Below are 14038 nucleotides of genomic sequence, written 5' to 3' on the forward strand. Positions count from 1 at the left end.
CCCTAGGGTTGGGGGGTTTCCGCGACGACCACGACCGCTCCGGCCGGGACGGTGACCGGCCCGTCGTGCCGCACGCCGTCGAACACGCTCACGCCGCTCACCCCCTCGACCGTCACCGGCTGGTCGCCGTGGTTGATGAGGAAGACGTGGCCGCCCCTGCGCACCCGTTCGAGGGTGTCGGGCAGGCCGTGCGGGCGGGACACGCCCGCGTGGTCGAGCACCTGGCCGAGCAGCTCGCGCAGGCCGGTGACGGGGGCGGTGGCCAGGTACCAGGCGGCGCCGGCGCCGAGGTCGTGGCGGGTGACGGCGGGATGCCCCGCGTCGGGCCCCTCGGCGAACCGCCTGACCGTGACGGCGGCCGCCGGGCGGACCCGCTCCGACCAGACGCGGGCCACCTCTCCCCCGGTCAGCGTCACCGTCGCGTGCTCGGGCAGCGGGTGGAACTCCTCGATCGACAGGCCGAGCAGCTCGCGCAGTGCGCCGGGGTGGGCGCCCGGGTGGATGGTGTCGTGCTCGTCCACGATGCCGGAGAAGTACGACACGAGCAGGTGGCCGCCCGCTTCGACGTACCGGTGCAGGTTCTTGGCGGACGCCTCGGTCAGCAGGTACGAGCTGGGCGCCACCACCACCCGATACCCCGAAATATCGGCGGAAGGGTGGACGAAGTCCACCGTGACGTGCTCCCGCCACAGCGCCTCGTAGAAGGCGTCCACCCGCTCCCTGAACGTCAGGTCCACCGACGGCCGCCAGTCCAGCTCCAGCGCCCAGTACGACTCCCAGTCCCAGGCGATCGCCACCTCCGCCCGCACCCGGCTGCCCCGCAGATCGGCGAGCCTGCGCAGGTCGGCGCCGAGCCGCACCACCTCGCGCCACTGCTCGGAGCCGGTCCCGGCGTGCGGCACCATCCCGGAGTGGAACTTCTCCGCGCCGAACCGCGAGGCCCTGAACTGGAAGAACAGCACGCTGTCCGAGCCCCTGGCGACGTGCGCGAGGCTGTTGCGGCGCATCTCCCCCGGGCGCTTGGCCAGGTTGCGCGGCTGCCAGTTGACCGCGCCCGCCGAGTGCTCCATCAGCATCCACGGCGCGCCGCCCGCCACCGACCGCGCCAGATCGGCGGACATGGCCAGGTCGATGTGGTTGTCGGGCCGCTCGGCCTGGAGGTAGTGGTCGTTGGCGACCACGTCCAGCTCGCGGGCCCACTGCCACAGGTCGGTGGACTTGCAGTTGACGGTGCCCGCGAAGTTCGTGGTGACCGGGATGCCGGGGGTCAGCTCGCGCAGGATGTCGCGTTGCAACGCGTAGTGCTCGCGGTGCTGGCCGTCGCTGAAGCGGGCGTAGTCGAGGCGCTGGGCGGGGTTGACGGCGGTGTGGTTGGCGCGGGGAGCGTCGATCTCGGACCAGTCGGTGTAGGTCTGGCCCCAGAACGTGGCGCCCCAGGCGTCGTTCAAAGCGGAAATATCACGATATGTCTGGCGGAGCCAGGTGCGCCAGGCCGCCACGCTGTGCTCGCAGTAGCACTCGCCGAGCGGCGCGCCGTACTCGTTGTGCACGTGCCACATGACCACGGCGGGATGGCCCCTGTAGTGCTCGCCCAGCGCCCGCACCAGCCGCGCGGTCGCCTCGCGGAAGGCCGGGGCGCTGGAGCAGGCGCTCTGCCTGCCGCCGAACCCGATCCGCACGCCCTCCCTGGTCACCGGCAGCACGTCGGGATGGCGGGCCACGAACCAGGCGGGCGGGGCGGCGGTCGGCGTGGCCAGGTCCACCGCGACGCCGCCCGCGTGCAGCCGGTCGATGATCTCGTCCAGCCAGCCGAACGTGAAACGCCCCTCCGCCGGCTCCATCAGCGCCCACGAGAACAGGCCCAGGCTGACCAGGTTCACCCCGGCCTCGCGCATGAGCGCCACGTCCTCTTCCAGGACCTCGCGCGGCCACTGCTCCGGGTTGTAGTCGCCGCCATAGGCGATCCCGGCAGGACGCTCCGGATACATCCATCCCCCTTGAAAAGCTTCTGTGAACGTGCACAGTAAGCCTCACGGCAGCCACTAGGGAACAGTTATTGCCAAATTTCATGCTCTTGCAGGACATTAACGAGAACGTAACGACCCCTTGACGGCTGTTTCGACGCTGTTCCACTCTGTGCACGTTCACAGAACCCCCCTGGAGGTACGCAATGCGCGCCAACCGCCTTGGAGCAGCCCTGGCCGTCGCACTCACGGCCACCCTCGCGAGCTGCGGCTCCGGCGAGCCAGCCCAGAGCCCCGAGGCGGCGCAGAGCCGGCCCGCCTCGCCGCAGGGCCCCGTCAAGCTCACGTACTGGACCTGGGCCCCCAACATGGACAAGATCGTCGAGGTCTGGAACAAGGCGCACCCCGACATCCAGGTGACGGTCAGCAAGCAGGCCGGCGGCGACGACGCCGCCGCCAAATTCCTCACCGCGGCCAAGGCCGGCAACCCTCCGGACCTGGTCCAGGCCGAATACCAGCACCTGCCCTCGTTCATCGCCGCCGACGCGGTCGCCGACCTGAAGGCCGAGACGGCCTCGATCAAGGGCGAGTTCTCCGAGGGCCTGTGGGGTCTGGTGACGCTCGGCACCGAGGCCGTCTACGGCATCCCGCAGGACAGCGGCCCGATGATGCTCTTCTACCGCCAGGACCTGTTCGACAAGCACGGCATCGCCGTCCCCAAGACCTGGCAGGAGTACGGCGAGGCGGCCCGCACCCTCAGGAAGAAGGACCCGAAGGCCTACCTCGGCACGTTCTCCAGCAAGGACCCGGGAGCGTTCACAGGCCTCGCCCAGCAGGCCGGCGCGCAGTGGTGGGCGATCAGCGGCGAGTCGTGGAAGGTGAACATCGCCGACGAGCCCACCAAGAAGGTCGCCGACTACTGGGACACCCTCGTCAAGGAGGGCGCCATCGACGACATGCCGTACTTCACCCCCGAATGGAACAAGGCGCTCAACGACGGCAAGCTGCTGACCTGGCCGTCCGCGGTGTGGGCGCCCGGCGTGCTGTCCAGCAACGCGCCCAAGGCCAAGGGCAAGTGGGCCGTCGCGCCGCTGCCGCAGTGGAACGCCGGCGAGAACTACAGCGGGTTCTGGGGCGGCTCGTCCACCGCCGTGTCCGCCAAGACGCCGAACAAGGCCGCCGCCGCCCAGTTCGCCACCTGGCTCAACACCGACCCCGCCGCCACCGGCCTGCTGGTCAAGGAGGCCGCCATCTACCCGGCCGCCACCAAGGCCCAGTCGGCGCTCGGCGCGCCGCCCGAGTACTTCGCCAACCAGCCCGACTTCTGGCAGCAGGCCGCCGCCGTCTCCGCCGGCGCCCGCGGCTTCACCTTCGGCCCGAACGTCGGCGTCACCTACAACGCCTTCAAGGACGGCTTCGACAAGGCGCTGCAGGACAAGACCCCGTTCACCGACGCCGTGCAGGGCATGCAGGACGCCACCGTCGCCGACATGCGCAAGTCCGGCTTCACGATCGCCTCATGAAGCCCTCGCAGCGGGGAATGTGGCCGTACCTGTTCCTGAGCCCCGCGATCGTGCTCTTCACGCTGTTCCTCGCGGTGCCCATCGGCTACACCGTCTACCTGGCGATGCGCCGTACCAAGGTGTCGGGTCTCGGGCTGGGCAAGGGCGCGCGGCGGGAGGTCTACGTCGGGTTCGACAACTTCGCCGCCGCCCTGGCCGACGCCGAGCTGTGGAGCGGCTGGCTGCGCGTGCTCGGGTACGGGGCGCTGGTGCTGGTCGTCATGCTCGGGCTGGCCTTGCTGTTCGCGCTGATGCTCGACTCGGCGCGGGTGCGGCTGGCCCGCTTCTCGCGGATCGCGATCTTCCTGCCGTACGCGGTGCCCGGCGTGGCGGCCACCCTGCTGTGGGGCTTCCTCTACCTGCCCTCGCTCAGCCCGATCAGGGACGTCCTGGACGTCGACTTCCTCGGGGCCACCACCGTCACGTACTCCATGGCGAACGTGGCGGTGTGGGGCGGGGTCGGCTTCAACATGCTCGTGCTCTACACCACGCTGCGGGCCATCCCCCGCGACCTGTACGAGGCCGCGCGGCTCGACGGCGCCTCGGAGTTCCAGATCGCCGTCCGGGTGAAGATCCCCATCTTGGCTCCGGCGATCGTCCTGACCACTGTGTTCTCCATCATCGCGACGATCCAGGTGTTCACCGAGCCCACCACCTTGCGCCCGCTGACCAACACCATCAGCTCCACGTGGAGCCCGCTGATGAAGGTCTACCGCGACGCGTTCGTCACCGGCGACCTGTACTCGGCCGCCGCCACCTCGATCGTCATCGCCGCGATCTCACTCGTCCTGTCGTTCGGATTCCTGCGCGTGGTACGCAACCACGCCTTCAGAGAGGGCTGACGGTCATGCCCCGCACCTCATGGGAGAACCGATGACCACGGCCACCGCGGCCACCTCCCGCCGCCACCGCCGCCGCACCCGGGTGGGCGCAGGACGCCCGATCGGCGCCGTCCCCACCGCCCTCCTGCTGATCGGGGCCGTCTACTGCCTGTTCCCGGTCTGCTGGGTGCTGATCGCGGCCACCAAGTCGCCCGGCGAGCTGTTCAGCACCGCCACCCTCTCCTTCGGCACCGGCTTCCTCACCAACGTCACGGAGCTGTTCGCCTACCGCGACGGCGTGTTCTGGCTGTGGGCGGGCAACACGCTCCTCTACGCGGGCGGCGGCGCGCTGCTGTCCACCGCCGTCTCCGCGGTCTCCGGCTACACGCTGGCGAAGTACCGCTTCCCCGGCCGGGACCTCATCTTCAGCCTGCTCATCGGCGGCATCCTGGTGCCGGCCGTGGTGCTGGCCATCCCGCAGTACCTGCTCTTCTCCAGGATCGGCCTGGCCGACAGCTACTGGGCCGTGCTGCTGCCGCAGATCCTGCACCCGTACAGCATCTACCTGGCCCGCGTCTACGCCGCCGCCGCCATCCCTGACTCCCTGCTGGAGGCGGGCCGCATCGACGGCGCCGGCGAGTTCGGGCTGATGTCGCGGGTGGCGATGCCGCTGATGGTGCCGGGCATGGTGACGATCTTCCTGTTCCAGTTCGTGGCGATCTGGAACAACTTCCTGCTGCCGTTCATCATGCTCGGCGACGACGGCAAGTTCCCGCTCACGGTCGGCCTCTACACGCTGCTGGCCGCGGGCGCGAACCAGCCCGCGCTCTACAACCTGATCCTGACCGGCGCCTTCCTGTCGATCGTGCCCTTGATCGCGCTCTTCCTCACGATGCAGCGATACTGGAGGACCGATCTGTCCTCGGGAGCGGTCAAATGAAACGCCCAACGATCCACGACGTCGCCGCCGCCGCGGGAGTCTCCCGCGGCACGGTCTCCCGCCTGCTCAACGGGGACAAGTACGTGAGCCCGGCGGCGCGCGTGGCCATCGAGAGGGCCATCTCCGAGACCGGGTACGTCGTCAACCGCGCCGCCCGCAGCCTGGTCACGCAGCGTACGGGATCGGTCGTCATGGTCCTGTCGGAGCCGCACGAGAAGCTGTTCGAGGACCCCAACTACAGCACCCTCATCCGCGTCGCCATCAGGATGCTCGCCGAGCGCGACCTGTCGCTGGTCATGATGATGGCCGGCGACGAGGGCGACAGGGAGCGGGTGGTGCGCTACGTCCGCGGCGGCCACGCCGACGGGGTGCTGCTCGTCTCCACGCACGCGGGCGACCCGCTGCTCGACGCGCTCGGCGGCGGCCCGCCCGCCGTCTCCTGCGGCGCCGTCATCGGGCGCGAGACCGTCATCCCGTACGCCGCCGCCGACGACCGGCTCGGCGCCCGCCAGATGACCGAGTACTTCGTCGGCCTCGGCCGCCGCCGCATCGCCATGATCACCGGCCCGATGGACACGCCCGGCGGCATCCAGCGCCTCGAAGGCTTCGCCGACGTCCTCGGCCGCAAGGCCACCAAACGGCTCATCGCGCACGGCGACTGGACGCAGGCCAGCGGCGAGCGGGCGATGACGGAGCTGCTGGAGCGCACCCCCGACATCGACGCCGTCTTCGTCGCCTCCGACCTCATGGCGGCCGGCGCCCTCGCGGCCCTGCGCGCGGCGGGGCGGCGGGTGCCGGAGGACGTGGCGGTGGGGGGCTTCGACGACTCCTCCGTGGCCGTCTCCACCCACCCGCCGCTCACCACCATCCGCCAGCCGCTGGCCGAGATGGCGCAGGAGACGCTGCGGCTGCTGCTGGCGCTCATCGACGGGGCGGGGCCCGTGGAGCCGGTGATACTGCCTACGGAGCTGGTGATCCGCTCCTCAGCCTGACCCGCACCCGCACCCCGCACCCCGCACCCGGCACCCGGCACCCGGCACCCGGCACCCGGCACCCGGCGGAGCAATTGCGCGACTCTCCCGAAATTTCCACATACCCGCAGTAGTACGATCGCCTGAGTTTCCGCACCCGAAGGAGCCCAGAGTGGCCGAGAACGGGCAGGAGCGGGCACCCTACGGAGTCGACACGACCAGGCCCAACGTCTCCCGCGTCTACGATTTCATGCTCGGCGGCAAGGACAACTACGAAGCCGACCGCCGAATGGCCCAGCGCGCCCTGGAGATCGCCCCGGACGCCCCCGAGGCCGCCCGCGCCAACCGCGAGTTCCTGAAGCGGGTGGTCAGGCACCTGGCCGCGGAGGCGGGCATCCGCCAGTTCCTGGACATCGGCTCGGGCCTGCCCACGCAGGGCAACGTGCACGAGATCGCCCAGTCGGCCGCCCCCGGCACCCGGGTCGTCTACGTCGACAACGACCCGATCGTCCTGGTGCACGGCCGCGCCCTGCTCGCCGTGGACGAGCACAGCACGGTCGTGGAGGCCGACCTGCGCGACCCGGACGGCATCATCGACCACCCGGAGGTGCGCCGGCTCATCGACTTCGACCGCCCGGTGGGCCTGCTGATGTTCGCCATCCTGCACCACCTGACCGACGACGAGCACCCGGCCGGCATCGCCGCCCGCATGGTGGACCGCCTGGCGCGGGGCAGCTACCTGGCGGTCTCCCACTTCCACAACCCGGGGCTGGCCTACCCGGAGGTGTCGAGGCAGGCGTTCGCGGCCGAGAAGATCTTCAACGAGACGCTCGGGACGGGCCGCTGGCGCACCCGCGAAGAGATCATGACCTATTTCGACGGCCTGGACCTGCTGGAGCCCGGTCTGGTGCCGCTGCCGGAATGGCGTCCCGACTCCGGCGACCAGGCGGAGCCGGGCATCACGTACCACACGTTCGTGGGAGCGGTCGCCCGCAAGCCCTGACTGCGGCCGAAAGATAATCGGGGTTTTAGCGCCGTCCGTTTACGGCCCATTTTCCTTATGAATGGCGATAACCACCGCGAGCGTCTGACGGCGCATGGCACGATGGGCGCGATTCTCGGTCGGGGGATTTCCGGTGCGTGTTGCCTGCCATGGAGGCTCGCTCGTGAACGGGTCACTGCACGTCGATCAGAAAGCGCCGCGGCGCGTACGGCTCCGCCTGCGGCGGACGGGCCTGGCCGCGCTCGTGGCGGGCCTGCTGGCGGGAGGGCTCGCGATCATCGACCCGGCCGCGGCGCTGCCCGGCACGGGCACGGCGGAGGAGAGCTTCTGGGCCGCCTCCGGCTCGCTGTCGCCGCGGCTGTCGAACGCCCGGCGCCCCGTGGAGCTGGGGATGCGCTTCACCGCCTCGCGGGCGGGCTCCGTGTCGGCCCTGCGCTTCTACAAGCACCCCAGAAGCTCGGACGGCCACACCGCAAGCCTCTGGGACGACCGGGGGAACCGCCTGGCGAAGGCGTCGTTCACCGTGGAGAGCAGCCAGGGCTGGCAGGAGGTGCGGCTGCCGAAGGCGGTCGCACTGTCGCCCGGCAGGACCTACACGGTGTCGTATTTCAGCGCGGACGGGCGTTACGCCGTCGTACCGGGTTACTTCACGCGGAATTCGCCGCGTACCGAATCGTTGCGGGCGCAGTCGCGCAACGGGGTGTACGTCTACGATTCCAGTGCTTTTCCGAGGCGAGCGAGTGCGGGAAAGCACAACTATCTGGTCGACGTGGCCTTCCAACCGGCGACCACCTCACCCTCGCCCTCACCTACTCCGACGGCGAGCCCGACGATCACGCCCACGCCGACGGTCACGCCGACTCCGTCCGTGACGCCCACCGTCACCCCGACGCCGTCCGTGACGCCCACGATCACCCCGACGCCCTCGCCCACGGGCCGGGCCGGCTGTGACCTGCCCCGTCACCCGAACCCGTCCTGCACCGGCGTCCCGCCCGGCACCAGGCTCACGACCGTCAAGGGCAACGTCACCGCCGCCAAGCAGGGCCAGGTCATCGAGGGGCAGCACATCACCGGCGACCTCATCATCACGGCCGGCGACGTCGTCATCAGGAACAGCCAGATCGACGGCCTGATCACGAACTGGGAGACGGGCGGCTCGTTCACCATCACCGACTCCACGGTGGGCCCGCCCAGCGGCTGCATCATCAACCAGGCCGTCGGCGAGAAGAACTTCAAGGCGGAGCGCATCAGCGTGCGCGGGTTCGACGACGGGTTCCGCATGTCGGGCAAGAACATCGTCGTCCGCGACTCGTACGTGAAACTGTGCGGCCCGCCGACCAGCCACTCCGACGGCATCCAGGCCTACTGCCCCGGAAAGATCGTCTGCAGCGGCCTGGTGTTCGACCACAACACGATCGACCAGCGGCAGGCGCCTGAGCATTCCGACCCGATCAATCTGGTGGACAAGAACCTCAGCGCGGTGACCGTGTCCGACAATCTCGTGGCCGGCGGCAATTACAGCCTTCTCCTGAAATGGCATTCCGGCCCGAAGTGGAAGGTCTCAGGAAACAAGATCGTGCATGAGGCGTGGGACTTCGGCGCCGTCAGCTCCGAGGACACCTGCGAGAACATCGACTGGGGCCCCGGGAACGCCGTCGTCACCATCGACCACGACTACCGGATCACCAAGACCGTCCGGACGCTGACGCACTGCGTGGAGTGAGGAGGGGCGGCTCAGCCGTCCTTCGTCCCGGCGTAGACCCAGCGGCCGTCGAGGCGGACGAACCTGCTGTTCTCCTCCATCTCGCCCGCCTTGCCGCGCTCCACGTAGTGGGCGCGGAAGCGGACGGTGCCCTCGGTGTGCACGACGCTGCCCCCGGTGCTCTCCAGCACCTCCAGCCGCACCCATGTGACCCGCTTGTCCAGGTCGAGCCGGGGCGGGCGGGCGGCGGGGTGCCAGGTGCGCAGCAGGTACGCCTCGTCGCCCACGCCGAACGCGCTGAACCGGGAGCGCATGAGCTGCTCGGCGGTGGCGGCGGCGGCCTCGCCGCGGTGGAAGCGGCCGCAGCAGTCCTGGTAGGGGGCGGGCAGGCCGCACAGGCAGGCACGAGGAGGCATGGGCTCCATTCTGCCCTGCGCACGAGGGTGCGCCCGCCCCCTCAAGCCCGCCCCCTCAGCCCTGTCCCCTCAAGCCCGCCGCCTCAAGCCCGCCGCCTCAGGTCTGCCGCCTCAGCAGGCCGTGGCGAACTGGGCGGCGAGGTCGGTCAGCGTGGGTCCGAGCGGCGCGTCCAGGGTGAGCGTGGCGTCGGCGTCGCCGCCGGTGGGCCCCTGGTTGACGATGGCGATGGGGATGCCGAGCGAGGCGGCCTTCGTCACGAACCGCAGCCCCGACTTGATCGCCAGCGACGACCCGAGCACGAGCAGCGCCCGCGCCCCGCCCACGACGGCGAAGCACTCGTCCACGCGCGGCCTGGGCACGTTCTCGCCGAAGAACACCACGTCCGGTTTGAGCACCCCGCCGCAGCCCGCGCAGCCGACCACCCGGAACCCGGCCACCTGCTCGTCGGTGAGCACGGCGTCGCCGTCGGGGTTGATCTGGCCGCCGGCGGCCTCCCAGGACGGGTTCGCCTCGCGCAGGCGGCGCTCCAGCTCGGCGCGGGGGGTGCGTTCCCTGCACGACAGGCAGACGACGCGGTCGAGGCCGCCGTGCAGCTCGATGACGCGCTGGGCGCCGGCCGCCTGGTGCAGGCCGTCCACGTTCTGGGTGACGATGCCGGCCAGCAGCCCGTGCCGCTCCAGCTCGGCGACGGCGCGGTGCCCGGCGTTGGGCCTGGCCGCGCCGATCTGCCGCCAGCCGACGTGGCTGCGCGCCCAGTACCGCTGCCGGGCCTCGGCGCTGCCGACGAAGCGCTGGTACGTCATCGGCTCGGCGCGCCTGGCCCGGCCCGTCGGGCCCCGGTAGTCGGGGATGCCCGACTCGGTGGACAGCCCGGCCCCGCTGAGCACGGCCACCCTGCCGCGGGCGACCAGCTCTGCCAGCTCGGCCAGCCCCGTCACCTTCGTCGTGCGTGGCGTGGTGCTTGGTGTCACCCTTCCATGGTGCCCTAAGCTCCGGTCTGCTCCTCCTGCGTGATCAGCTCGGCGATCAGCTCCGCGTGCCACAGCCGCCGCATCTCGGGGCAGCCGTCCAGCAGCTCGTCCAGCCGCCCGCGCCCGGCGACGCGGCCACGGTCGAGGACGATCACCTGGTCGGCGCGTTCGAGTGCGGCCTGCCGGTGGGAGACGACCAGCACGGTCTCCGGGCCGCGCCCCGCGATCCGCTCCCACAGGAGCCGCTCGGTCTCGACGTCCAGCGCGGAGGACAGGTCGTCCACCACCAGCAGGTCGGGTTCGCGGACGAGGGCGCGGGCGGCGGTGGCGCGCTGCACCTGCCCGCCGGACAGCCGCACCCCGCGCGGCCCGACGACCGTGCCGAGCCCGTCGGGCATCTCGGCCAGGTCCTGCTCGAACACCGCCAGCTCCAGCGCCCGCCGGGCGTCGTCGTCGCTCGCGGGCCTGCCGAGCAGCAGGTTCTCCCGCAGGGACGCCGAGAACAGGCGGGGCACCTGGCCCGCGTACGCGGTACGGCCGGGGACGAGGAACGTGCCCGGGTCGGCGACCGGGGCGCCGTTCCACGCGATCGTGCCCTCGTCCAGCGGCAGGAGGCCGAGCAGGGCGCGTACCAGCGTGCTCTTGCCCGCCCCCACGGCCCCGGTGATCACGGTGAAGGAGCCGCGTTCGAGCCGCAGATCGACGCCGTGCAGCGCGCCGCGCACGGTCAGCCCGCGCGCTTCCAGCACTCGCAGCGGACCGGGGTGCGGGGGCGGCGGAGCGGCGGGCGGTGGGTCGTGGTGCAGCCAGACGTCGGCGCCCCGCGACAGGGTGCCGGCGTCCTCGTGCGGCGCCATCAGCGCGGTGAGCCGCTCCGTGGCGACCGCCGCCTGGGGCAGCCGGTAGAGGGTCGTGCCGATGGAGCGAGGCAGCGCGGTGAGCCAGCCGAGGTAGCTGGTGAACAGCGCCAGGTCCCCCACGGTGAAGTCGCCGCCGCGCATGGCGGGCGCGGCCAGCAGCAGCACCAGGCCGGTGCTCAGCTCGACGGTGGTGATGGTGGCGGCGTCCAGCAGGTCGGTGGCCATGCGGTCGCGGACGGCCGCGTCGCGCCGCCGCCGGTTGTGCTCGCGCAGCCGTTGCAGGGCCGCGAGCTCGGCGCCCGCGGTCTTGAGCGCGAGGACGCCGCCGAACACCTCGCCCACGTACGCCGTCACGGCCGCGCCGAGCCGCCTGGCCCGGCGGTGCAGCCTGGCCACGACCCGGTGCATCGACCTGCTCAGCACCCCGGCCGCGAGCATCGGCAGAACCAGCACCAGGGTGATCAACGCATCGATCGAGGCCATGATCGGCAGGGCGACGGCCGCGAACAGCGTGGTTCCGACGAGGCTGACGCTCTCGTCGGTGAAGTCCACCGCGTCGGCCACGTCGTCCCGCAGCCGGGCGACGCCCTCGCCCGAGGAGTGCGGCAGCCGCGCGGCGGCGGGGCCGCGCGCGGTCAGCACGGAGCGCAGCACGTTGGCGCGCAGCAGCGTCGCCGCCGCGTTCCACCAGTACACGCCGTACGTCCAGGCTACGACGATCACGACTCCGCGGACCAGCTCGACCCCGGCGAACGCGGCGCACAACCACAGCGTGGCCTCCAGGGCGGCCGGCCGGTGCCCGCTGATCCGGTCGAAGACCTGCTGCAGGACGAGCCCGCCGGCCAGCGGGATCACGTGGACGGGCAGCCACAGCAGCGCCCCGATCAGGTACCTGCGCAGGTCGAACGTGGCCAGCCGGGTGGCCACCAGCATCACGGGCCTCACCGGCTCACCCCCGCCAGGTCGAGCAGCCGCCCGAACCTGCTGTCCGGGTCCGCGGCGAGCTCGTCGCGGCGGCCGTACTCGACGATCTTGCCGTGGTCGAGCACCGCGATCTTGTCCACCCGGGACAGCGACGACAGGCGGTGCGCGATGATCACCGCGGTCCTGCCGTGGAGCAGGCGGCCGACGCTGTCCTCGATGCGGCGCTCGGTGGCCGGGTCGAGGCGGCTGGACGCCTCGTCGAGGACGACCAGCCCCGGGTCCGCGAGGAACGCCCGCGCGAACGCGATGAGCTGCGCCTGCCCCGCCGACACGCCGCGCAGCTCGGTGCCGAGCCCGTCGGGCAGCCCGGCCGCCCACTCGCCGAGGCCGACGCCGTGGAGCACCTCCATCAGCCGCTCGTCGCCGGGCGACGGCCTGAACAGCGTCAGGTTGTCGCGGACGCTGGCCGCGAAGAGCTGCACGTCCTGCGTGACCACGCCGATCCTGGTGCGCAGCGCGTGCGGGTCGGCCTCGCGCAGGTCCACGCCGCCCACCCGGACGGCGCCCTCCACGGGGTCGTGCAGCCGCAGCACCAGCCTGGCCAGCGTGGTCTTGCCGCTGCCCGTCCGCCCGACCAGGCCCAGCGTCTCGCCGGGCGCCAGCGTGACGTCGATCCCGGACAGCACCTGCTCGTCGTCGTCCGGGTAGCCGAACGCGACCCCTTCGACGCGCAGCCCGAGCGGCCCGGTGGCGGGCAGCGGGCGCGTGCCGGGGGTCAGCGCGGGCCGCTCCGCGAGCAGCGCCGCGATGCGGGCCAGCCCGGCCAGGGCCGCCTGGTACTGCCTGATCTGGTCGATCAGCCGCTCGAACGGCGCCCGCACCATGAGCGTGTACTGGAAGAGCAGCACGGCGGTGCCGACCGTGAGCGTGCCCGCCTGCACCGTCCAGGCGGCCAGCCCCAGCATGATGGCCGTGCCCGCGGCGAACGCCACCGAGGTGCCGGCGAGCAGCGTGGTGCCGATGCGGGCGTCGCGCCGCTCGGCCTGGAACAAGGCGGCGGCGACCTGGTGGAAGCGGCGGACCGTGTGCTCGCCCGCGCCGTTGGCCCTGAGGTCCTCGGCGCCCGCCAGGCGCTCCTCCAGGGTGCCGAACAGCGTGGCGCTCGCGGCGCGGGAACGGGCCGCCGACGGCACGGCCAGCCGCTGGGCGCGCGCCATGCCGTACCCGATGAGCAGGCAGTACATCAGCAGCACCGCGCCGATGCGCCAGTCGACGGCGAACACCACGACGATCACGCCGGCCAGCAGCAGCACACTGGCCACCACGTCCAGCAGGAACGCCACCACGAAGTCGGCGACCGCCACGACGTCGCCGTCCACCCGCTCGATCAGCTCGCCGGGCGTGTGGCGGCCGTGGAAGGCCAGGTCGAGGCCGAGCGCGTGGCCGGTCAGGCGCTCGCGCAGGCGGTTCGTGCCGTCCCAGGCCAGCCTGCTGGCCAGCCATGCCGTCACCATCCTGGCGGCCTGGCCCGCGACCGCGAGCCCCAGGTAGGCGAGGGCGACCAGCGTGAGGTGCCGGGTGCTCGCGCCGCCGATGGCGTCGTCCACGAACCGCCGGGTCACCTGCGGCGCGGCCAGCGGCAGCGCGGTCGCGGCGGCGATCGCGGCGGTCAGCGCCGCGCCGGCGCCCGGTCCTGGACGGAGCAGTCGTAGTACGGAGAGGTCAGAGGTCGATGCGGAAGAGGCCCCGGTATCGATCGAGCTCAAGAAGCGTCATGCCCTTTGCGTCGGAGGAGTCACTGAGCTGAGGGATCATGAACACTGCAGCCATCTCGGGCCTCCTCACGGTGGTGGGCACGCTTCTCGTCCGGGAGTACACCAGGCCCCGGTCTCGCCCGGCAACC

11 protein-coding genes are annotated in these 14038 nt (G+C 71.7%); 6 read left to right on the plus strand and 5 right to left on the minus strand.

All coding sequences use genetic code 11. The features are described from left to right. Positions 1 to 2: 2 nt before the first annotated feature. Complete coding sequence (locus FXF51_RS04405; protein WP_148432928.1) at positions 3 to 1988, minus strand: beta-galactosidase; 1986 nt, start codon at positions 1986 to 1988, stop codon at positions 3 to 5. Between the two features lie 182 nt (positions 1989 to 2170). On the opposite strand from FXF51_RS04405, the gene FXF51_RS04410 reads away from it, so the two are divergent. From FXF51_RS04410 to FXF51_RS04435, 6 genes are all read left to right on the plus strand, one after another. Beyond that, positions 2171 to 3487, plus strand: coding sequence for an ABC transporter substrate-binding protein (locus FXF51_RS04410; protein WP_148432929.1), 1317 nt, complete (start codon positions 2171 to 2173; stop codon positions 3485 to 3487). Then, entirely contained in the window at positions 3484 to 4368 is an 885-nt protein-coding gene (locus FXF51_RS04415) for a carbohydrate ABC transporter permease (RefSeq protein WP_148432930.1), read from the plus strand. Before FXF51_RS04410 ends, FXF51_RS04415 begins: the two co-directional genes overlap by 4 nt. A 31-nt stretch (positions 4369 to 4399) precedes the next feature. Further along, positions 4400 to 5287 carry a carbohydrate ABC transporter permease gene (locus FXF51_RS04420; protein ID WP_148432931.1) on the plus strand — a complete coding sequence of 296 codons (888 nt, stop codon included), beginning with the start codon at positions 4400 to 4402 and terminating at the stop codon, positions 5285 to 5287. Further along, complete coding sequence (locus tag FXF51_RS04425) at positions 5284 to 6279, plus strand: LacI family DNA-binding transcriptional regulator (protein ID WP_148432932.1); 996 nt, start codon at positions 5284 to 5286, stop codon at positions 6277 to 6279. The genes FXF51_RS04420 and FXF51_RS04425 overlap by 4 nt, the downstream gene beginning before the upstream one ends. A gap of 151 nt (positions 6280 to 6430) precedes the next feature. After that, positions 6431 to 7261, plus strand: coding sequence for an SAM-dependent methyltransferase (locus tag FXF51_RS04430; RefSeq protein WP_148432933.1), 831 nt, complete (start codon positions 6431 to 6433; stop codon positions 7259 to 7261). A gap of 163 nt (positions 7262 to 7424) precedes the next feature. After that, positions 7425 to 8984, plus strand: a complete 1560-nt coding sequence (locus FXF51_RS04435) for a DUF4082 domain-containing protein (RefSeq protein ID WP_187414171.1) — start codon at positions 7425 to 7427, stop codon at positions 8982 to 8984. A gap of 11 nt (positions 8985 to 8995) precedes the next feature. On the opposite strand, the gene FXF51_RS04440 is transcribed toward FXF51_RS04435, so the two are convergent. The 4 genes from FXF51_RS04440 to FXF51_RS04455 all read right to left on the minus strand — a co-directional run bounded on the left by FXF51_RS04440 (position 8996) and on the right by FXF51_RS04455 (position 13901). After that, positions 8996 to 9379: a YchJ family protein gene (locus FXF51_RS04440; protein ID WP_148432935.1), complete on the minus strand. Its 384-nt coding sequence runs from the start codon at positions 9377 to 9379 to the stop codon at positions 8996 to 8998. Positions 9380 to 9490: 111 nt separating this feature from the next. Beyond that, positions 9491 to 10351 carry an NAD-dependent protein deacetylase gene (locus FXF51_RS04445; protein WP_148432936.1) on the minus strand — a complete coding sequence of 287 codons (861 nt, stop codon included), beginning with the start codon at positions 10349 to 10351 and terminating at the stop codon, positions 9491 to 9493. A 14-nt stretch (positions 10352 to 10365) separates the two neighbouring features. Continuing rightward, on the minus strand, positions 10366 to 12156 hold the full coding sequence (locus FXF51_RS04450) for an ATP-binding cassette domain-containing protein (protein WP_222871121.1): 1791 nt from the start codon (positions 12154 to 12156) through the stop codon (positions 10366 to 10368). Next, a complete protein-coding gene (locus tag FXF51_RS04455; protein WP_148432937.1) occupies positions 12153 to 13901 on the minus strand; it encodes an ABC transporter ATP-binding protein in 1749 nt (582 codons plus the stop codon). The genes FXF51_RS04450 and FXF51_RS04455 overlap by 4 nt, the downstream gene beginning before the upstream one ends. Positions 13902 to 14038: the final 137 nt, after the last annotated feature.

The sequence above is a fragment of the Nonomuraea sp. PA05 genome (assembly GCF_008086045.1).
GTDB lineage: Bacteria > Actinomycetota > Actinomycetes > Streptosporangiales > Streptosporangiaceae > Nonomuraea > Nonomuraea monospora.

What these genes read in the sequence shown, in the direction of transcription:
- FXF51_RS04405 (WP_148432928.1), bottom strand. Translation starts at nt 1,988, where the DNA reads ATGTATCCGGAGCGTCCTGCCGGGATCGCCTATGGCGGCGACTACAAC.
- FXF51_RS04410 (WP_148432929.1), top strand. Translation starts at nt 2,171, where the DNA reads ATGCGCGCCAACCGCCTTGGAGCAGCCCTGGCCGTCGCACTCACGGCC.
- FXF51_RS04415 (WP_148432930.1), top strand. Translation starts at nt 3,484, where the DNA reads ATGAAGCCCTCGCAGCGGGGAATGTGGCCGTACCTGTTCCTGAGCCCC.
- FXF51_RS04420 (WP_148432931.1), top strand. Translation starts at nt 4,400, where the DNA reads ATGACCACGGCCACCGCGGCCACCTCCCGCCGCCACCGCCGCCGCACC.
- FXF51_RS04425 (WP_148432932.1), top strand. Translation starts at nt 5,284, where the DNA reads ATGAAACGCCCAACGATCCACGACGTCGCCGCCGCCGCGGGAGTCTCC.
- FXF51_RS04440 (WP_148432935.1), bottom strand. Translation starts at nt 9,379, where the DNA reads ATGCCTCCTCGTGCCTGCCTGTGCGGCCTGCCCGCCCCCTACCAGGAC.